Origin of the sequence: Ensifer sp. 4252 (assembly GCF_050434565.1) — a bacterium.
In the GTDB taxonomy this organism is placed as follows: domain Bacteria; phylum Pseudomonadota; class Alphaproteobacteria; order Rhizobiales; family Rhizobiaceae; genus Ensifer.
Genome location: NZ_JBNDIU010000023.1, coordinates 15,568 through 34,286 on the forward strand (window position 1 = coordinate 15,568; position 18,719 = coordinate 34,286).

Annotated in this window: 19 protein-coding genes; 15 read left to right on the top strand and 4 right to left on the bottom strand. The window is 59.7% G+C overall.

Translation table 11 applies throughout. The features are described from left to right. Window positions 1-507: 507 nt before the first annotated feature. Together ABIE33_RS29095 and ABIE33_RS29100 are read right to left on the bottom strand one after the other, a co-directional pair. Window positions 508-1,935 carry a family 16 glycosylhydrolase gene (locus tag ABIE33_RS29095; protein ID WP_429131538.1) on the bottom strand — a complete coding sequence of 476 codons (1,428 nt, stop codon included), beginning with the start codon at window positions 1,933-1,935 and terminating at the stop codon, window positions 508-510. 689 nt (window positions 1,936-2,624) lie between these two features. Next, complete coding sequence (locus ABIE33_RS29100; protein ID WP_429131540.1) at window positions 2,625-4,013, bottom strand: FAD-binding oxidoreductase; 1,389 nt, start codon at window positions 4,011-4,013, stop codon at window positions 2,625-2,627. A gap of 89 nt (window positions 4,014-4,102) precedes the next feature. On the opposite strand from ABIE33_RS29100, the gene ABIE33_RS29105 reads away from it, so the two are divergent. From ABIE33_RS29105 to ABIE33_RS29120, 4 genes are all read left to right on the top strand, one after another. Further along, entirely contained in the window at window positions 4,103-5,134 is a 1,032-nt protein-coding gene (locus ABIE33_RS29105) for a GlxA family transcriptional regulator (protein ID WP_429131542.1), read from the top strand. 160 nt (window positions 5,135-5,294) lie between these two features. Further along, complete coding sequence (locus ABIE33_RS29110; RefSeq protein ID WP_429131544.1) at window positions 5,295-6,227, top strand: LysR family transcriptional regulator; 933 nt, start codon at window positions 5,295-5,297, stop codon at window positions 6,225-6,227. 142 nt (window positions 6,228-6,369) lie between these two features. Beyond that, the gene (locus tag ABIE33_RS29115) at window positions 6,370-7,083 is read left to right on the top strand and encodes an SDR family NAD(P)-dependent oxidoreductase (protein WP_429131546.1); all 714 of its coding nucleotides are present in this window, start codon (window positions 6,370-6,372) and stop codon (window positions 7,081-7,083) included. Between the two features lie 16 nt (window positions 7,084-7,099). Next, entirely contained in the window at window positions 7,100-7,339 is a 240-nt protein-coding gene (locus tag ABIE33_RS29120; protein ID WP_429131547.1) for a tautomerase family protein, read from the top strand. 252 nt (window positions 7,340-7,591) lie between these two features. Here ABIE33_RS29120 and ABIE33_RS29125 read toward each other — a convergent pair whose 3' ends face one another. Continuing rightward, window positions 7,592-8,482, bottom strand: coding sequence for a LysR family transcriptional regulator (locus ABIE33_RS29125; RefSeq protein ID WP_429131549.1), 891 nt, complete (start codon window positions 8,480-8,482; stop codon window positions 7,592-7,594). A 171-nt stretch (window positions 8,483-8,653) separates the two neighbouring features. Between ABIE33_RS29125 and ABIE33_RS29130 the strand changes: the two genes are divergently transcribed. From ABIE33_RS29130 to ABIE33_RS29150, 5 genes are read left to right on the top strand one after another with little or no spacing between them, the layout of a single operon-like run. Beyond that, a complete protein-coding gene (locus ABIE33_RS29130) occupies window positions 8,654-9,658 on the top strand; it encodes an ABC transporter substrate-binding protein (RefSeq protein WP_429131551.1) in 1,005 nt (334 codons plus the stop codon). A 47-nt stretch (window positions 9,659-9,705) separates the two neighbouring features. After that, a complete protein-coding gene (locus ABIE33_RS29135; RefSeq protein ID WP_429131553.1) occupies window positions 9,706-11,055 on the top strand; it encodes an MATE family efflux transporter in 1,350 nt (449 codons plus the stop codon). Next, a complete protein-coding gene (locus tag ABIE33_RS29140; protein ID WP_429131555.1) occupies window positions 11,052-12,062 on the top strand; it encodes a FecCD family ABC transporter permease in 1,011 nt (336 codons plus the stop codon). Before ABIE33_RS29135 ends, ABIE33_RS29140 begins: the two co-directional genes overlap by 4 nt. Continuing rightward, on the top strand, window positions 12,059-13,096 hold the full coding sequence (locus ABIE33_RS29145; protein ID WP_429131556.1) for a FecCD family ABC transporter permease: 1,038 nt from the start codon (window positions 12,059-12,061) through the stop codon (window positions 13,094-13,096). The genes ABIE33_RS29140 and ABIE33_RS29145 overlap by 4 nt, the downstream gene beginning before the upstream one ends. A 7-nt stretch (window positions 13,097-13,103) precedes the next feature. Further along, a complete protein-coding gene (locus tag ABIE33_RS29150) occupies window positions 13,104-13,919 on the top strand; it encodes an ABC transporter ATP-binding protein (RefSeq protein WP_429131558.1) in 816 nt (271 codons plus the stop codon). A gap of 161 nt (window positions 13,920-14,080) precedes the next feature. Here ABIE33_RS29150 and ABIE33_RS29155 read toward each other — a convergent pair whose 3' ends face one another. Beyond that, on the bottom strand, window positions 14,081-14,203 hold the full coding sequence (locus tag ABIE33_RS29155) for a hypothetical protein (RefSeq protein ID WP_429131560.1): 123 nt from the start codon (window positions 14,201-14,203) through the stop codon (window positions 14,081-14,083). A gap of 91 nt (window positions 14,204-14,294) precedes the next feature. On the opposite strand from ABIE33_RS29155, the gene ABIE33_RS29160 reads away from it, so the two are divergent. The 6 genes from ABIE33_RS29160 (at window position 14,295) to ABIE33_RS29185 (ending at window position 18,695) form a co-directional block, all read left to right on the top strand. Then, entirely contained in the window at window positions 14,295-14,696 is a 402-nt protein-coding gene (locus ABIE33_RS29160) for a methyltransferase domain-containing protein (protein ID WP_429131561.1), read from the top strand. 36 nt (window positions 14,697-14,732) lie between these two features. Beyond that, the gene (locus ABIE33_RS29165; RefSeq protein ID WP_429131563.1) at window positions 14,733-15,017 is read left to right on the top strand and encodes a hypothetical protein; all 285 of its coding nucleotides are present in this window, start codon (window positions 14,733-14,735) and stop codon (window positions 15,015-15,017) included. Between the two features lie 9 nt (window positions 15,018-15,026). Continuing rightward, window positions 15,027-15,647: a methyltransferase family protein gene (locus tag ABIE33_RS29170; RefSeq protein WP_429131566.1), complete on the top strand. Its 621-nt coding sequence runs from the start codon at window positions 15,027-15,029 to the stop codon at window positions 15,645-15,647. Window positions 15,648-15,975: 328 nt separating this feature from the next. Further along, window positions 15,976-16,629, top strand: coding sequence for a response regulator (locus ABIE33_RS29175; protein WP_429131690.1), 654 nt, complete (start codon window positions 15,976-15,978; stop codon window positions 16,627-16,629). Window positions 16,630-16,635: 6 nt separating this feature from the next. Further along, a complete protein-coding gene (locus ABIE33_RS29180) occupies window positions 16,636-17,958 on the top strand; it encodes a histidine kinase dimerization/phospho-acceptor domain-containing protein (RefSeq protein WP_429131568.1) in 1,323 nt (440 codons plus the stop codon). Between the two features lie 59 nt (window positions 17,959-18,017). Then, entirely contained in the window at window positions 18,018-18,695 is a 678-nt protein-coding gene (locus tag ABIE33_RS29185; protein WP_429131692.1) for a phosphatase PAP2 family protein, read from the top strand. Window positions 18,696-18,719 lie beyond the last annotated feature (24 nt).

The following is an 18,719-nucleotide window of genomic DNA, read 5'->3' on the forward strand; positions in this document are numbered from 1 at the left end:
TGATCCAATGAACCATCATCCCGGTCGGCGGTGGCGCCGCCGGCGACAATCGGAAGCTAGCAGGCTATGGGGGCACCAGTCTTTGTCAGGTCGCAAACATCCAAAGGACGCGACCTCGTTCACTCGGTCAGGCCGATCTGGCGTTTAACCGCCATCAGAGGTTGGCGGTGATTAGTTTCATCATCGCGCGACGACGATCGTCCAGACCCGCCGCCATGCCAAGGCTGCAAAGCGATTACTGATCCGGTTTCCAAAGAAGCAATGGCTCACGCCAAAGCGCATCATCATCGACGCGCGCATACGGTGAGGCCGAACGTGGCGCCATCCTAACGGTCGAGCATTGGCCCCACGGGGGCCTGAACGCGTTCCACGCCTGCCAAAGACGTCAGTGTCGAACCGTCTGCTGCAGGCCGAAGCGCTGCAGCTGGGGAACAGGACGCCATCCAAGTTCCCATTGGTCCGGTCGCTTGCTGACCCTCGGCAGCGCATTCAAACGAAGAATCAGGACTACCAGTCGTCCACCGCCAACGCTTCGCCAGTTGCCGACGGCGTTCCATCCAGAGAATAAGCATGAATATAGTCGATCTGCATTTCCGCTCCGTCGCCGAAATCTGCGTTCGGCTCCCCCGCTGCTCCTCCAACGGCAAGATTGACCACCATGTACATGGGGTCGTGCATGTCGGCGGGTGTATCGGCGCGCGCCACCGCGACGTCGTCGAAGTACCAGACGATTTCATCCTCTTCCCATAGCACGCCGTAAGTGTGAAATCCTTCGGTACTGGCGACTTTGACTGCGGTCGTCTCGCTTGTCTGTTCGCCGGTCTCGTTGCTGTGAACGGTGACGTTGACAATGTTCGGTTGCTGCCCCCGCATCTCGACAACATCGAGTTCGGGGGGCCACGAGCCATCTGCCGGCAACAGCCAGAACGCCGGCCAAGTGCCTGTTTCGGTCGGCATGTCCGCTCGGATTTCGAAGTATCCGTAGGTCTGCGCAAAGGTCGAGAAAGTCGTCAGCATTCCGGACGTGTAGTCGTACCCGTCGATCTCCGGTTTCAGTGCATCCGGCGTCGGCTCTGCCTTGATCGTCAGCACGCCATCTTCGACCGAAAACGGATTGATTGCGGCTGTCCCCGCATGGGCGGGATTGATATACCACTGCAATTCGCCGTTGCTGGCCAAGGTTCCGCCTTTTTCAGGCGCCCACCAGAACTTGGCATCCCATACGCCCTGATCGCCATCGTGAAGGGAGAGGCTGTCAAACTCGTCGGCAAAACTCAGCGCAAGGTTGGAGCGATCGAGACTGAGCTGAAATTGCTCCGGTGCGAGATCAGCCACTGTCGTGTCTGCAAATAACAAGCTCTCGCCATCGACGAGGTTCAGCCTTAAATCTGCGCCTTCCTGGGTCGCAAGGCTGATGACCTGTTGGAAGCTTGTGAGATCGTAACCATTTAGCCGAACCGTATCGGAACTGTCGAAGTCGACAATCAGATCGCTGCCGCCACCTCGACCGACGACAAAGATGTCCGCGCCGCTGCCGCCGACCAGAATGTCGTTGCCGCCGCCACCGTCGATCGTCTGGCTGCCTGAAGCTCCCGAGACAATGTTGTCGGCACTGTTGCCGAACGCATGCCGGCCACTACCGGTGACCGTCAAGTTCTCGAAATTCTCGGGCAGAGCATAGCTCATCCAGGTGTTGATGGTGTCGACACCAGCCCCAGCCGTCTCCATGGCCCGGTTGATGCCCGAATAGAGGTAGTAAATGTCATCACCTTTACCGCCGGCCATGGTGACATCGACGGAGCTATCGCCCCAGATCGAGTCGTTTGCCTCAGTGCCGTAAAGCACTGGCCCCGACCCCGTCGCAGAGAACCACGCACTCGATGGTCCACTGTAAAAAAGAGGGGTACCCACGGCGTTGACGATCGATTTTGGCATAGTCAGCTCCTTCGTTTCCTCCCGGAGGCAAGCTAACATCGCTCGGCAGGCCGTGGCACCGCCTGCATTTATGGGTTTTTGATGAGACTTGCGCGCTGAAAAACGCAGGTGTTCGGGATGACCTCAACGGTTTGCCCGCGGTAAATGACACGATCCAGGCCACTTCTCGGCAAACAGGATGGGGTCGCGTATTGAAAGGTTTAGGGAGAAATCCTGCCACCAAACGATCTCGCCCCCTTGCTCGATGGCTAGGCGCGAACCACCGTGGACGATGAGGCGCCCAGACCCTCTGGAAGATCACTCACGTCGATATGGATACGTTCTGGGTCTCAGTCGAGGAGCGAGACGATTCGGGACCGCGCCGCAAACCTGCGGCGGCCTGCTTTAAAGCAGCAGAGAACACGTCAAGTGCGATACCATCGGCGCGCAAAACCTGCCTGATTAGTGGGTCTCTCAAAACCTCGGCCATAGTCATGTCTATCGCCATCACGTTTCTCCTCCACAGATCCGCTGATAGAGTTTACCTCACCGGCGTCAGCTCGACTGTTCCGCTGGTAACAGGAGAGGGCGGGACAACGGCGCGATCTAAATGGCGTACCGCTCCGGCACGGCGCACGCTTAGATCCACAGGTCGATCCGGCCCCTCGACGGAGTGCGGACCTTGTCCGCCTGCCGCGACCGCGAACAGATCACAACAATCGAACGTCCGGCGCTATGTTCTGGTTCAAGTGGAAGACGTTATCCGGATCGTAGACGCGTTTGATCTTCTGAAGTCTCGAGTACGTTTCAGCGCCGAACGCATTGCGAACCAGGTTGTCGCCTTCTCCGAGCCCGGGAAAATTCAGATAAAGGCGGCCCGTGGAATGGGGCTGCATATCCTGCCATGCATTGCGAACCCAACTGATGTTCGCGTCATCATCTGACGGATCGGACCAGATCGCATCAAGGCTCAACATGTAAGGCATGCTGCGATCGCCGAAGGCAGTGGCGTCGGAAGCAATCCGCTGCATGGCTCCGCCAAATCTCCAGATCGACGCGTAGGTCATCTCGGAGGGGCGTTTGGCCAGGCGCGCGATGATCTCGCCGATGACATCGTCACCAAGGCCCGAAAGGTAGGTCGATTTCCAGTAGCAGCGATCACGCCCTTTGGGGAACAATCCGTCATAGATGGACTGGAGCTCCTGATAGGGCATCCGGCCACTGAAATCGAGCAACGGCTCCCCAAGAGCGCGCAACGGCTGCATGACGCGCTCCCCCTTTTCAGCGGGACCGTCATAGACGGTGGCAAGCGTTATCACTCGCCTGCCCCATGTCTCTTCCGGATAGGCCTGATCACCGGGTATGGTGGAGAATTCGGCGAGACCGCTGACCTCGTCAGGGGCTGAAGCCATGTAGTCACGCCATTTCGGGATGACGTCGATGGCGCACTCCTCGGGATAGGCGGGCGCGCAGAACATCACCTGATGGGCGATCTCGTGAAGGCGAAGCTCGAAGTTCACGACGATGCCAAAATTCCCGCCGCCGCCCTTCAATGCCCAAAGCAAGTCGATATTCTCGACTTCGCTCGCACGGACGAGGCGGCCATCCACAGTTACCACATCCGCAGCAATGAGGTTGTCGCAGCTCAGACCGTGGGTGCCGCGCAGCCAGCCGATGCCGCCCGAAAGAAGGAGCCCAGCCACACCTGTCATCGAAATCAGTCCGCCCGGCGTGGCCCGCCGAAAAGGCGTGGTCGCCGCATCGACATCGCCCCATGTCGCCCCGCCTTCGACAGAAGCATGGTCAAGTTCGGGCGCGATGCGGACGGCATTCATGAGCGACATATCGATCATCAAGCCATCATCGCAGACGGCGTAGCCGGCGACATTGTGCCCGCCGCTGCGAACGGCGATGGTGAGCCGATGCGTGCGAGCGTGGTTTACCGCTGCGATGACGTCGGCGGCATTGCGGCACCTGGCAATCAGGACCGGTCGCCGGTCGATCAACCCGTTCCAAACCACTCGTGCAGCGTCGTAAGCCAAGCTTCCGGGCTCGAGCAGTTCGCCACGCATTACTCTGCGGAGCGCATCATGGGACATGTCGAGACCTCCTCTTGGCTGACAAGAGCCTAGTCGCGTTCGAAGCTTGGTACTAAAGTCGAAAATGCTGGAAGGCGGTCATTTCTGCCATGCTTGATCAGGAAAGCCCCATCAATGTAGCCCTTCTCGCGGTGCCCGAAGTCACGGCCTCCGCCTTGTTCGGCATGTTTGATCTGTTTTCGTCTCCCGGCCGCGACTGGCCCTTCATCGTCAAGGGTGAGGCGGGAAAACAGCGCATGCGTCCCTACGTCGTTGCCCGTTCACGCAAGGATTTCCGGGCTGCCAACGGCATTTGGATCAAACCAGACTTCGCACTCGGCGACTGCCCTTCACCGCAAATCGTGTGCATTCCGGATTTCTTCGTCAATCCGGGCGACAGCGTCGCGGGACTGTATGAACCTGAGGCAAAATGGCTGAGGCAAACGCATGAGGATGGAGCGATGCTGGCGAGCGCCTGTTCCGGTGCCGTCCTGCTCGGCGAGGCGGGACTGCTCGTCAATTGTGAAGCGACGATCCACTGGGGCTATGTCGCGACCCTTTCCAACAACTATCCTGGTGTCAGGGTGCGCTTGGATCGGTCTCTGGTGCTGAGCGGCCAGGCGCAGCGCATCGTCATGGCGGGGGGCGGGTCAAGCTGGCAGGATCTTGCACTCTACCTCATTGCGCGGTTTGTCGGCCTCAAGGAGGCGATGGAGGTGGCCAAGGTTTATATGCTGCAATGGCATGACCTGGGACAGCAGCCGTTCGCATCGCTCATGAGCCTGCGGCAGAACGCCGACGCGGTAATCAATGCCTGCCAGCAGTGGCTTTCGCTGAACTACAGGGCCCGCACGCCCGTCGCCGCGATGGTGGCTCTTTCCGGACTGTCGGAACGCTCGTTCATTCGTCGCTTCACCAAAGCGACCGGTATGACGCCGCTGGCCTACGCGCACGCGCTCCGCATCGAAGAAGCCAAGCAGATGCTGGAAACGACCGACCTGACGATTGAGGCGATCGCCAACGAAACAGGCTATGAGGACGCAAGCTTCTTCGGTCGCCTGTTCCACCGCGAAACGGGCCTGACCGCCGCACACTATCGCCTCAGATTTGGCTCGCTGCGCCGAGCCTTGAAGCATACGTGATTGGAGCCCGCGTTTCCTCACAGCCGGCGATGATCGCCGATATCGATCCTTGTTTCGACCGAGTGGCACCGACGGTGCCCTCAGTCGCATATTTACCTATTGCCAGTTTCGGGCGAATACTTGCCTGCTGATGGACACTACACCGGAGATCGGCAGAATAATGGACCGCATTGATGCAATGAAAGTGTTCGTTACCGCAATCGACGAGGGCAGCCTCGCCGGCGCCGCCCGGCGGCTGAGGCGCTCCCCGACGGCGGTCAGTCGCGCGCTGAGCTTCCTGGAAGCGCATGTGGGTGCCGAACTGCTGCATCGAACCACCCGCACACTCAAGCTCAGCGAGGCCGGCCAACGTTACGCCACTGCCTGTCGGCGGGTGCTGATCGATCTCGAGGAGGCTGACATGCTCGCCGGCGGCGAGCGTGCGGCCCCTCGTGGAATGCTGACCATTTCCGTGCCGCCGATCATAGGGGAAGAGGTTATGCGTCCGATTCTGGATGATTTCCTCGACGTTCACCCGGCTGTTTCTGCCCAGCTCCTGCTGCTCGATCGGTTTGTCAACCTCGTGGACGAAGGCGTCGACATTGCGCTGCGTATTGGCCATCTGGCGGATTCGTCACATATTTCCACACGATTGGGCGGTGATGTCAGGCGCGTGGTGGTCGCTTCTCCCCGCTACCTCGCCAATCATCCTCTCATCCAGATGCCAGCCGACCTCGCGAAGCACCAAATCATCGCCTTTACCAATTTCGGTCTCGATTCCTGGAATTTCACGTCGTCGGAAGGTTCGACCATCCCGCGGACGGTTCACATCACGCCGAGGTTGATCGTCAACAGCGTTCGGGCCGCCACTGCTTCGGCCGTCGCGGGTAGAGGCTTGGCCAGGCTCTATTCCTATCATGTCGCCGAATATGTCAAAGACGGGCGACTGAAGATCGTCCTCGCCGACGCCGAGCATCCACCCCTGCCCGTTCATTTGCTCGCGCCGCAGGGGCGCATGTCCGTACCCAAGGTTCGGACCTTTGTCGATTTCGCCACGCCACGTCTGCGCTCCGAATTTGCACGACTGGCTGCGGAAGCGGGCACGCTCACTTGATTATGCCGAAATACGGACGACTGACCTTCAATTGCTGACCATTCTCCCTTTGTTGGGATGGATCTAAATTAATAGCACCAACGCCGAGGGCGTCGGGCGAGCGTCGATCAGACGGTCGCTGCCATTGAGAAAGGATCACATCATGAGTACCGAACAGAAGGTCGTCATCATCACCGGCGCGTCACAAGGCATCGGCGCCGCCCTGGTTCGCGCCTATCGTGACCGGAACTTTCGCGTCATAGCCAGTTCCAGGTCGATCGAGACAACTGCCGATCCGGACATTCTCGCCGTGCCGGGCGACATCAGCAGGTCGGAGACCGCCGAACGGATCGTCCGCGAAGGCCTGGAGCGCTTCGGTCGCATCGACTCGCTGGTAAACAACGCCGGCGTGTTTCTTGCCAAGCCGTTCATTGAAATGACCCAGGAAGACTATGATAACAACCTGGGCGTCAATGTCGCCGGCTTCTTCCACATTACCCAGCGTGCCGCGGCCGAAATGCTGAGGCAGGGCTCGGGCCACATTGTCAGCATCACCACGAGCCTGGTTAATCAGCCGATTGTCGGTTTGCCTTCAGCGCTTGCGTCCCTAACCAAGGGCGGACTGAACGCCGTGACCCAGTCGCTTGCCATGGAGTTCTCGAAGAGCGGGGTTCGCGTCAACGCGGTGTCCCCGGGGATTGTCAAGACCCCCATGCACTCGCCGGAGACACACGCGGCCCTGGCTGCACTGCATCCAGTTGGTCGGATGGGCGAAATCCGCGATATCGTCGACGCCGTACTCTATCTGGAGAACGCGAGCTTCGTCACCGGCGAGATCCTTCATGTCGATGGCGGCCAGAACGCCGGGCGCTGGTGAAGCGAAGGAGACTGCAATGCCTATTGTCATTGTACAGGTTACCCGCGAAGGAACCACGCCCGACCGCAAATCGGTATCGGCGGAGGAAAAGGCGGCCATCATCAAGGGCGTCAGCGAGGTGCTTCTCGATGTTCTGCATAAGCCGCTTGAATCGACCTATGTCGTGATTGAAGAGGTCGATCTTGACAACTGGGGCTGGGGTGGGCTCCCGGCGATGCAATACCGCACGCTGCGTGCCGGCGCTGCCAAGTCCTGAAGCAGTTAGCCAACCGATTTCAACGGTCTCCGCCCAAACGCGTGTACGGAGACCGTTGCGATGGTGGAAACGGCAGATGATGATTAAGCGGCCCAGTTCGCCCGACCGCCACACGGCCTGGGCCTCAGGATGCCGCCGCGCCTTCGCGCGCATGGCGTCGGATCGATTGGAGTGGCTGACTGAAGAATACAGAGAAACAAGTCAGCTTTTGTGCGCCTTTCGCATCGCAAAGCATGAACTTCGAATCTCTGGTCAATCAACCTCGACGTTCGTCCATTTTTCCAACCAATCCAGGAAAACCCCTGCCATGCCGAATTCGACAGGCTTTGAGATTTCGTAGGCACCGACGACAGGTACCACCGACGCCGCCAAGGCTATAAGCTGACCCGATCTCAGCTCGTGTTCGATAAACAGCGGGCTTGCCTGCCCTACTCCCAATCCCGAAATACAAGCGTCAATCGACGCCTCGTCGGTATCGAAAGCGATGCTTCCGCCCCGAGGCTCGAACGTGAGGGCCGCAGAATCGCACCAGCATCGCCAAGACCATGCGTCTGCTGTGTCCAGCAAGATGGGCAAATCGAGGATGTCACTGGCCTCGAGTTGCCCCCTGCTTGCGGATATCAATTTCGGCGAGCAAACCGCCATCGTCCTATCCAACAAGAATGCCGATGACACTTCCCCAGCAGCGGCGCTTCGCCGATATGTGATGGTTAGGTCGGGCCTCTCAAGCGAGCCCAACGCGAGCGATTGGATAACAAGATCGGCGGTCGGATTCTCCTGCCGGAATGCCCCGATGCGTGGGATCAACCATCGACGGGCGAGAGTTATCGGAGCCTGGATAATGAGCCGCGACCGTTGCGTATTCAGACCGCGCGCGCCCGTCTCGAGCATCGCGAGGGCGGCGTTCACGTAGGTCAGGAAACGTTGCCCGGCATCCGTCAGCGCGATGGCATTGTGGGAACGGTGAAACAAACTCACCCCAAGCGCGTCTTCCAACTGCTTAACCTGTCGACTGACAGCCCCGGGGGTGAGGTGCATTTCCGCAGCCGCCAATGTCAGGCTGCCGCGCCTGCTTGCGGTTGAGAACGCAACGAGGGTGTTCAACGGAGGGTTTTTCAGATTCTCGGCTTGAGTTTTTTTCATGCTGGCTTGAGAAACTTTCGATTGCTTTAAAGTGGACTATTAATATCAACAATCTCATAAAGCAAAGCGGTGTAAAGGCTAACATGCTCGACCTCGAGAACGAGCCGGTCCCACGACACGTTGCTGAGATGATGATTGTTCATGCCTGGCACATGCCGGGACCAAAAGTCGATGGAGACCATGATGCTATACGCCGGTTTGGCCCGCACTGCGGCCGCAGGACATGTCATAGCCGCCTTCCTTGCCTGGAACGCATGCATACTGCCTGCCAACGCCCAATCTCCGTCAACGCTCAACGTGATTGACGACCGTGGCGTGATCGTTGCAGTGCCGGCCGACGCGAAGCGGGTGGCGTCAGTCTCATATTTCGCTGCGGACGTGGCACTGGCTCTTGGTATCAAGCCAGTCGCTGCCACCTATATGGTCGAAGGCCGAAATCCTGACTTTCTCGGTGGCTATCTCGAAGGTGTTAAGCAGATTGGTCAGCGAGCCACACCAAATATCGAGCTGCTCGCCGAAGCTAAGCCCGACATAACGATCGCCATCCGGCGTTACACGGAAGGCAATGCCGTTCAGTATCAGAAAGTAGCGCCGTATCTGGCCTACAACCTCGAACTATACGCCGACAGCGACCGTACGATCGGCCAATTGGCAACGATCCTCGGCAAGCCGGAACGCGGCCAGGAACTGAACAAACAGTTCAAGACGGACCTTGAAGCCTACGCAGCGAAAGCTCCAAAGGATGTGCATCCACGCTTCGTGGTGATGTGGGGCGGAGAGACGCCGTGGGTCTTTCGTTCGGAGAACATGACCGCAGCCATTCTCGTGGCACTCGGAGGTGACAACATCGGCGGTCAGAATCCGACACCATCAGTACCCGACAACTGGGGCCTGGAAATGAGTCTCGAAACGATGCTGGAGAAGGACCCCGAGGTTATCTTCGTCTACGACTATGGTCCGGACCGTCCGCAGGAGAACAACCCGATCTGGCAGCAGCTGAGCGCTGTAAAGAACGGCCGCGTCCATTATGTCGGCGACCATTGGGTTGAAGCGCATGGGCCGATCGCCCGCGAACTCGTGCTGAAGGAAGCCGCACATCTGCTTCATCCCGATACGTTCCCGGCAGTGGACGTTAAGGCCGAGGCCCGCAAACTGATACCGGAATCGGTCAAGTAGCACTAAGCTGCCGGCCTGTCGCGGCCGGCCCAATCTGGACCACCGCAGTGTCAGACAGCACCCCGACCCTTCACGAAGCCCGGCGCATCGCCGAGTTGGCGCTACCGCTTTCATTCATCCAACTCGCCCAGGTTGCCATTTCGACGACCGACATGGTGATGCTCGGCTGGTTCGGTGGCACTGCGATTGCGGTCGGCGCCCTCGGCTATGCCCTCTTCAACCTGCTGCGGACCATGGGGTTCGGGATGATCATCGGAACGTCCAACCTGGTGGCGCAAGACAGGGGCGAGTACGTCGGCGGGGAGCATCTGGCGTCCGCCTTGATCATGGCATCGATCGCGGCCGTTGCTGCCGCGGTTGTCCTCGCCCTGGCTGGGCCCAGTTTGGAATGGTTCGGGCAAGACCCGGGGATTTCAGCGCAAGTTCGGGATTATCTGGTTTTCATTGCTCCCGGGTATTTGCCGTTATTCTGGTTCTACGCCTACCGCGGAGTGGTAGTCGGGCAGCGCAAGGCCAACGTGCTGCTCGTGATCACACTGGGAACGGTCGTCGTCAACGCGTTCCTCGACTACGGCTTCCTGTTCGGAGCTTTCGGCCTGCCTATGCTTGGCATTCCGGGCGTTGCTGCGTCCAGCTCCCTTGCCTTCCTCCTGCAGTTTATCGCCGTCGCTGTCGCGACGCATCGAACGACCCGGTTTGCGCCAGTGCGGTCCTCCGCGGAGGTTCTTGGATCTCTCCGCAGGCTGCTCGCGATCGGCTTGCCGACCGCCGGGTCTTACGGATCGGAGGCGGGCTTTACACTTTCGATCGCGTTGATGATGGGAGCGTTTGGTGCTTCAGCACTTGCAGCGCACGCGGTGGTCAATCAGATAATGTATGTCGTTTTCATGCTATCGATCGGGATGTCGCATGCGACATCCGTGGGCGTCAGCGAGGCTTTCGGCAACAAGGATAGGAATGGCACCCTGCGCGTTGGGCGTAGCGGCTTCTGCCTTGGCCTAGCTGTCGTCGGCCTTTTCTCGGTGCTGTTCTGCCTGCTTCCCGCGCCGGTTCTGCGACTGTTCTCACTCGATCCGGCCTCTGCCGCCCAAGCTCATGGGATAGCTCTTATTCTGATATTGATGGCCGCGTTCATTCAGGTGTTTGACTTCATCCAGAACATCGGCGTTGGTGCAGTGCGCAGTGTCGGCCGGGCGGGCCACGGCTTCTGGATAACGATTGCTTGCTATTGGGCATTTGGCCTGCCCTTGGCCTGGGTCCTGGGTACTCAAACAGAACTCGGCGCATACGGGGTCTGGCTGGGAATGGGCGCAGGTCTGGTCGCCGCCGGAATTGGCATGGTGCTTCTCTTCGAACAGACCGCCGCCAAGCTCGAATTTTTCGGGTCCACGTCATGACACGGCACTCGCGCTCCGCGTCCGTATTTCTAACCATCCTAGCCGGCGCGCTCGTCATATTCGTTCTCGGGCTGCTCTACGGTGCCAAGCCCATGACGATTACCAAGGCCGTCGGCGCGCTCTTGTCTCCAAATCAGGGAACAGACGGAATTATCGTCTGGACGCTTCGGATGCCCCGGAGCCTGGCGGCTTTTCTCGCGGGGGCGGCACTGGCGACCGCCGGCTTCCTGCTTCAATCGGTCACGCGAAACCCGCTTGCAGCGCCTGACCTGACAGGTGTCTCAGCTGGAGCCGTCACCGCAATCGTCACGACTTTCATATTCTTTCCTGCCGTATCGTCCGTCTACTATCCGCCAATCGGCATGGCAGGCGGCATGTGCGCCGCGGGCCTGACGCTTTTTGCATCCAACGGCGGACGGGGCTCGCCACTCCATCTGGCGCTTTCCGGCGTTACGGTCGCGCTTTTCCTAAGCGCAATCACGACCTATGTACTGCTCCGCGGTGGGCCCCAGTCACCATCGGTGCTGTTCTGGCTTTCCGGTGGGTTCCAGGGTCGCTCCTGGCAACAAGTCGTTTACATGCTTCCTTGGATCGTCATCGGCCTCCTCGGAGCCCTGGTTAGCCACCGGGTGATTGGCTTGTTTGGTCTTGGCGACGAGACGGCGGCAGGCATGGGCGTCAACACCGCCGTCTGGAAACCGATCGTCCTGATCTGCGCTATCATTCTGGTCGCCGGCGTGACGCCTGTCGCCGGCCCGATCGCATTCATCGGCTTGGCCGCTCCCCATCTCGTTCGTCTTCTGCGACCGGCAGACACGTTCTGGGCGATCCTGCTCAACATCGCACTCGGTGGAGCCCTGTTGGTGACGGCGGACGCATTGGCACGCTCCGTCGCAGCTCCGCGCGAAATCCCCGTTGGCATCTTCACGGCGTTGATCGGTGGACCGGTGTTCATCTATCTGATCCAGCGACGGCAGCTGGGAATGGCGACGGGGCCACACCGATGACGTCAGGCACCAACAATGCAACACGAGCGACGCCAACGCGCGCCATCCTCGCCCTCACACTTCTGGCTGTGGGTTTGATATTGGTCGCGGTTCTCCTGGGCGTCGTCGATATCCCGACGGCCGAAGTGATTGCGGCACTGACCGGCAACGGCTCAGAGCAGTCGGATCTGATCATTCTGACGATCCGTCTTCCACGCATTCTGACAGGGACATTGGCCGGCATTCATTTCGCGGTGGCCGGGACACTGCTGCAGTCCATTACCCGCAATCCACTCGCCGATCCAACCATTATGGGCATATCGCAGGGTGCAACCCTCGCCGTGACCGTGTTCCTGTTCTTTGCCGTCTACCGATTCAACTCAGATGCCAACGCGCTTTACACACTGCCCGTTTCCTGGTTACCGCTGGTCGGCTGTGTCGGAGGGCTGATGAGTGGCATTGTCATCTACAGTCTTGCAATCGCCAAACGCATGGCCGCGCTACAACTGACGCTATGCGGGATCGCTATTGGCGCGTTCCTGCATGCTATTGCCATGGGCATCGTCGTCGGGTGGGGTAGCTCTCGTTTCGAGATCGTCATGCAGTGGCTTTCCGGCAGTCTCTATGCGCGCGGCTGGGAACATGTGCTCTTCCTGCTGCCGTTTACAGTGGCTGGCCTCGCCGTCCTGCCGGTGCTCCATCGACCTGTGCTGATGTTGCGTTTCGATGAGGATGTCGCGCGTTCCTTCGGCCTCTCATACCGGCTGTACTTCAGCCTGACGCTTGGCGTCGCCTCGATCCTGGCCGCCAGTGCCGTGGGTGCCGTTGGGCCGCTTATCTTCGTCGGCCTCGTCGTGCCGCACCTCGCACGCTTTGTCGCCGGCAGGCATTTCCCGCTGGTCATTCCGTTTGCTGGGCTGATCGGGGCGGTTCTTGTAACTGGTGCCGATCTGGCGGGCCGACTGATCGGCGGGCCTGAAGAAATACCGATTGGAGTGGTCACGGCCTTTGCTGGTGCGCCGTTCCTGTTTTTCCTGCTCCGCCGATATCGATGAGGCCGTTATGCCATTGAGAGCCGATGAAATTACAATCAAGTACGGAGCGATGACCGCGCTGGAAGGACTATCGATCGAGGTCCGACCGGGCGAGATAACATCGCTGATCGGTCCGAACGGCTCCGGCAAGAGTACGGCGCTACATGCTTTGGCCGGTCTTGCGCGGTGCACACACGGTACAGTCAGCCTTGATGCGAAGCCGATCGAAACCTGGAAGCGGCGCGACCTTGCCAAGCGGCTCTCCTTCCTGCCGCAAAATCCTACCTCACCCGAGAATATGTCGGTCGAGCAACTCGTTCGCCAAGGCCGGTTCGCCCATCTCGGTTTGTTCCAGGGTTTTTCGCGGAGGGATCTCGCGGCCGTCGGCTGGGCGCTTGAGCAGACAGACCTCGTCGAGCTCGCTGACCGTGATCTCGCCAATCTTTCGGGAGGAGAACGCCAGAGAGCCTGGATCGCGGCGGCATTGGCACAGGAAGCGGAAATCCTCCTGCTGGACGAGCCGACGTCATTCCTCGATATTGGTCATCAGGTCGAAGTGCTGGAACTGCTTGATCGACTAAGCTCCGAGAGGGGTATCGCTGTCGTGCTTGCTATCCACGACCTAAATCATGCGATGGCCGTTGCCGACAACGTCGTATTGCTCTCCAAGGGCAAGCTCATCTTTGAAGGTCGGAGCCGAGAACTGCCCGGCACCAGCTACCTTCAGACAACCTTCGAGGTTCATGGAAATTTCGAAGCCACAGCCTCGGGAGAGCACTATTTCCGGGTGCCTCTCGGTGGAACACCGTTGCAAAAGCCACGATCGCCGAAAGCACTCCAATAGTACGATCGCTTGTCCCAGGCCGATCCTATTCCAGACGCAGACGACGGGCAGCGTCTTCGGGCTTCACCGCAACAATCTGCTCTTCCCTAAAATCTCCGCTTTCCTCAGTCCTTCAATAGGCGGACCTCTGATCCAATCCGCAGGAAATCAGCCGTGACAGGTCACTGGTCCACGTTGCGCGGCGGCATGGTGGCGCCCTCAGCATTGCCCAACTGCTGCTTTCCGCTCAGGCCGAACGCAGCGCGAACCGGAGCCCTGCGCGTCACCCCGTCGTTCAGGTTCATGTCAGGTTCGAATGGCCTCCTGCGATTGTCGGTGGACCTTCATCGCGTGCGATGAAGGTCATGACGCAAGGCATCAATCGGATCGCAACCCATGGCCAACAACGCACCACACCTGCATCTTCGCTCCAGCAGAAAGGACGAGGTTTTTGCCCGCGACGATCAACAGGTCGGGGATTTCGCCTTCAACGCAACGGTCGCGGATGTGTTCGACGACATGGTCGGCCGCTCCGTTGCACATGATTTCGCGCAACCCGATACCAACCTCTATGACATCGGCTGCTCCACCGCCACGACCCTTCTAACCCTCGACGGCGTCATCGAGCCGAGCGTTCGCTTCATCGGCATCGACAATGCGCCCGACATGCTCGACAAAGCGCGCCAGAAGATAGACGCATCGGCACCCCGCAGGCAGATCGACCTGAAGGTCGCCGACCTCCACCAGGGCGTGGACATGGACAATGCGAGCGTTGTCACCATGTTGCTGACGCTGTAGTTCATTCGCCCGCTCTACCGCGAACGCGTTATCCGCATGATGCATCAAGCTCTCAACGATCTTGGCTGCCTGCTTCTGGTCGAGAAGCTGACGGGTGAAGATACGACCTTCAACCGGCTCTTCATCCAGCACTACTATGATTTCAAGCGGCGCAACGGCTACTCCGAGATAGAGATATCCAAGAAGCGCGAAGCCCTGGAAAATGTGTTGATCCCCTATCGGCTGGAGGAAAACTTGCAGCTGCTGAGAGAAGTGGGCTTCCGCAGCGTCGACGTCTTTTTCCGCTGGTACAACTTCTGCGGCATCGTCGCGGTCAAGTAGAGTGCGGACATGAAGACGGTGATGATTCGACTCGGCAATTTCTTCTTTCGATACCGCAACCAGGTCTTCCCGGCCATCATCCTGGCACTCTTCATCCTGGCGCTGCCGCCAACCGAGATGTGGGGCAGCAGGACGGCGAACCTGATCAAGGCCGCGACCGCCATTGCCGTCGTTCTCGTCGGTCTGGCATTGCGCATGGTCGTGGTTGGCTATGCCTATATTCAGCGCGGTGGGTTGAACAAAAGGGTCTACGCAAAGGACCTGGTCACCGAAGGCATGTTCGGCGTCTGCCGAAACCCTCTCTATGTGGGAAACATGCTCGTCTATACCGGCATTTTCCTGCTGCACGGCGATCCGCTCGTCATTGCGATCGGCGTTGGCCTGTTTGCCTTCATGTACCAGTGCATCGTCTATGCCGAGGAAGTTTTCCTGCAGCAGAAGTTCGGCGATGCCTATCGCGCCTATTGTCGAGACGTGCCGCGCTGGGCGCTGCGGCTTGAGAACTTCCGCCGCTCGATCGACGGGATGGCATTCAATTTCAAGCGTGTCATCGCCTTCGACCGTCTCAGCAGCTCTGTTGGCCATCCTCGCAACGGAAATGGATCGGTTCGCCATCGCCGAGAACCATGAGCACCAGCGATCCTACCTGCTTGTTCTCGGTGCCCTGATGGCGCTTGTCGGCCTGGCGACCGCATTGGTCAGCCACCTCAAGAAGCACGGTGCATTTCGCGAACAGCGCCACATGCGCGTGCCCCTGCCCGGAGACAATGGCATCCATCGCCTCGCGCCTTTCAGTTTCATGTCAGAGATCCCGCGACCTGCGATCCACAACTCGGCGCCTTTTCGGCAGGCAAGGGAGCCATGGCCTCGTGAGCAATCCGACCGATCGAAAAACAATCGACTTGACGCATGCCTATGGGCGACAATAGGCAGGGGTTGTTCGGTGACGGGTGGTAGCTTGCGCGTTCTGCTTGTGGAAGACGATCAGGTCCTGGGAGAGGCGTTGCGTGATCACGTCGCCGCCGCGGGCCATGCTGTAGACTGGTTCTTGAGCGTCGTTGATGCGATGTCGGCAACGGGGACAGTCGAATACGGGCTTATCCTTCTCGACCTGAGATTGCCGGATGGAGATGGGCTGTCATTGCTCCGGTCTTTGCGCTCACGTCAGGATGCAACACCGGTCATCATCCTGACAGCGCACGATCAGGTATCGGATCGGATCGCGGGACTTAACATCGGGGCAGACGACTATCTCGTCAAACCCTTCGACCTCGACGAGTTGTCCGCGCGCATGCTGGCTGTGTCGAGGCGCTATGCGGGCAAGCCAACCTCGACCATTCGCCTGCCCGGGATCGAGATAGACCAGATCAACCGAAACGTGGTGGTGGACAACGAGATCCAGCTCTTAAGCGCCCGTGAATGGGCCGTTCTGGACAGGCTGGCGGCCCGACCCGGCGCGATTGTGTCCAAGGCTCAGCTTCACGATGAGCTTTATGCCTTCGGCGCCGAGATCGAAAGCAACACGGTCGAGGTCTATATCAGCCGGCTGCGAAAAAAGATCGGCCATGACCGCATCGAAACCGTGCGGGGCGTCGGCTACTGCATCAAGTGAGTGACCATGTTCCAGAGACCAAGCATGACCCGCAAGCTCGTCGTCGCGATCACCAGCGTCGTTGCTGTCTTCTGGCTCGTCGCCATGGGTTTTGGCATGCTGATCATGCAGGACGAGTTTTCCGAGATATTCGATAGCGGCATGCAGGAAACTGCCGAACGCCTGCTTCCCGTCGCAATCGACGATCTGGCCGGGCGGGATGCGGGCAATGCGCTACGACGCCCGGCAGAAAAAGCAGCCAGCAACCGCGAATATCTTATCTACCAGGTTCGCGGTCGGGACGGGCAGATCCTGTTGAAATCGAGGGATGCGCCTGCCGAGCCCTTCCCGGTCCCGCTTGAGGTCGGCTTCTCGCATAACGATACGCACCGGATATACACGGCCGGGACCGCAGACGGCTCATTCTACATCCAAGTGGCGGACTCTCTGGACCACAGGCGCGAGGCGGCAATCGAGGGGGGAATGGCCCTCTTTCTTCCGATCCTCGCACTCATTCCCGCCAGCATCATTGCCATCATCCTCGTTGTGCGGATGACGCTGTCTCCAATCGAAGGGTTGCGCGACGATATCGGCACCAAGGACGGCGGCAACATGATCCCGGTGGATGAAGCCGGGCTCCCGGTCGAGCTTCGCCCGATCGCCCGCTCCGTCAACTTGCTGCTGGACCGACTGCGGGCCGCACTCGAATCCGAGCGGGAATTCACCGCCAACAGCGCACACGAGTTGCGCACACCGATTGCCGGCGCGTTGGCGCAGACCCAACGCCTGCTCGCCGAGGTGCCGCCTTCGCTGTCTGCCCGTGCCGGACAGATCGAACGATCGCTTCAACACCTGGGGCGGCTGGCGGAGAAACTGCTGCAGATGTCGCGCGCTGAAGCCGGCATCGGCATGTCGGACGAAAAAACGGACCTCTTCCCAATCCTGAAGGTTGTCATCGAAGACCTCCAACGATCTGCATTGGGTGCGGGGCGTATCGTGCTTCATGCGCCGGATAAGGCGCGCCTCGATCGGCAAATCCGCCCGGATGCCTTCGCGATCGTCGTGCGCAACCTGCTTGAGAATGCGTTGGTCCACAGCCCGCCGGGCAGTATCGTCGATGTCTATTTCGGCAACGACGGCATCCGCGTCGTCAATGAAAGCGCCGTCCTCGATCAAGCGACATTGGCGGGCCTGACGAAGCGGTTCACGCGCGGGCCGACGCAAGCGGCCGGCTCTGGACTTGGGCTGTCGATCGTCAAGCGCTTCGCCGAGCAGATGAGCGGTAGCTTGACGCTCCAATCTCCAGCAACCGGCAGGTTGGGCGGCTTCGAGGCCGCCGTGCGCCTTTAACCCAGTGGGAGCCCGCCTTGTCCAAGATCGCCGCGCTAACCGCAGGGATTTCCAGACGCATGAGCGCGTATGGGCCGCTGGGCATCGCCGCCTTTGCACTGGTTTGCGGAGGCGCCTTCGTCTTCCTTAGGCTGACGAGCGAGGTGGTCGAGGGAGAAACGCGCGCGTTCGATGAGGCGATCCTGCGCGCCCTGCGCCAGGCCGGCGACCTCTCCGCTCCCATCGGGCCTGGATGGTTGACGCATGTGGTCACCGACATCACCAGTCTCGGTGGCACCACCGTACTGACCTTTGTCACCATCGTTACAGTCGGCTATCTGGTTCTCGCCTCGCGTCGCGCAACCGGTATGTTCGTGCTGTTCTCGGTTCTGGGTGGATGGTTGCTGAGCACGCTTCTGAAACTCGGGATTGCGAGACCTCGGCCCGACATCGTGCCCCACCTGGTCGATGTCCACGATCTCAGCTTTCCAAGCGGGCATGCCATGCTGTCGGCCGTCACCTACCTGACGCTTGGACTTCTTCTCTCGCGGGTCCAATCGAGCCGCGCCACGCGCCTCTACGTCATCGCCGTGGCGCTGGTGCTGACTTTGATGGTCGGATTGAGCCGGATATACCTCGGCGTTCACTATCCGACCGATGTTCTTGGCGGTTGGTGTGCGGGTGCGACATGGGCAACGATCTGCTGGATGATCGCCAGGCGTTATCTGCCCCGCCCCGAGGAGCGCACCGGCAGCTAGAGCGTTTCCGGTTCAAGCGGTGGG

What these genes read in the sequence shown, in the direction of transcription:
- ABIE33_RS29095 (WP_429131538.1), bottom strand. Translation starts at nt 1,935, where the DNA reads ATGCCAAAATCGATCGTCAACGCCGTGGGTACCCCTCTTTTTTACAGT.
- ABIE33_RS29100 (WP_429131540.1), bottom strand. Translation starts at nt 4,013, where the DNA reads ATGTCCCATGATGCGCTCCGCAGAGTAATGCGTGGCGAACTGCTCGAG.
- ABIE33_RS29105 (WP_429131542.1), top strand. Translation starts at nt 4,103, where the DNA reads ATGCTTGATCAGGAAAGCCCCATCAATGTAGCCCTTCTCGCGGTGCCC.
- ABIE33_RS29110 (WP_429131544.1), top strand. Translation starts at nt 5,295, where the DNA reads ATGGACCGCATTGATGCAATGAAAGTGTTCGTTACCGCAATCGACGAG.
- ABIE33_RS29115 (WP_429131546.1), top strand. Translation starts at nt 6,370, where the DNA reads ATGAGTACCGAACAGAAGGTCGTCATCATCACCGGCGCGTCACAAGGC.
- ABIE33_RS29120 (WP_429131547.1), top strand. Translation starts at nt 7,100, where the DNA reads ATGCCTATTGTCATTGTACAGGTTACCCGCGAAGGAACCACGCCCGAC.
- ABIE33_RS29125 (WP_429131549.1), bottom strand. Translation starts at nt 8,482, where the DNA reads ATGAAAAAAACTCAAGCCGAGAATCTGAAAAACCCTCCGTTGAACACC.
- ABIE33_RS29130 (WP_429131551.1), top strand. Translation starts at nt 8,654, where the DNA reads ATGGAGACCATGATGCTATACGCCGGTTTGGCCCGCACTGCGGCCGCA.
- ABIE33_RS29140 (WP_429131555.1), top strand. Translation starts at nt 11,052, where the DNA reads ATGACACGGCACTCGCGCTCCGCGTCCGTATTTCTAACCATCCTAGCC.
- ABIE33_RS29145 (WP_429131556.1), top strand. Translation starts at nt 12,059, where the DNA reads ATGACGTCAGGCACCAACAATGCAACACGAGCGACGCCAACGCGCGCC.
- ABIE33_RS29150 (WP_429131558.1), top strand. Translation starts at nt 13,104, where the DNA reads ATGCCATTGAGAGCCGATGAAATTACAATCAAGTACGGAGCGATGACC.
- ABIE33_RS29155 (WP_429131560.1), bottom strand. Translation starts at nt 14,203, where the DNA reads ATGAACCTGAACGACGGGGTGACGCGCAGGGCTCCGGTTCGCGCTGCG.
- ABIE33_RS29160 (WP_429131561.1), top strand. Translation starts at nt 14,295, where the DNA reads ATGGCCAACAACGCACCACACCTGCATCTTCGCTCCAGCAGAAAGGAC.
- ABIE33_RS29165 (WP_429131563.1), top strand. Translation starts at nt 14,733, where the DNA reads ATGATGCATCAAGCTCTCAACGATCTTGGCTGCCTGCTTCTGGTCGAG.
- ABIE33_RS29170 (WP_429131566.1), top strand. Translation starts at nt 15,027, where the DNA reads ATGAAGACGGTGATGATTCGACTCGGCAATTTCTTCTTTCGATACCGC.
- ABIE33_RS29180 (WP_429131568.1), top strand. Translation starts at nt 16,636, where the DNA reads ATGTTCCAGAGACCAAGCATGACCCGCAAGCTCGTCGTCGCGATCACC.
- ABIE33_RS29185 (WP_429131692.1), top strand. Translation starts at nt 18,018, where the DNA reads ATGAGCGCGTATGGGCCGCTGGGCATCGCCGCCTTTGCACTGGTTTGC.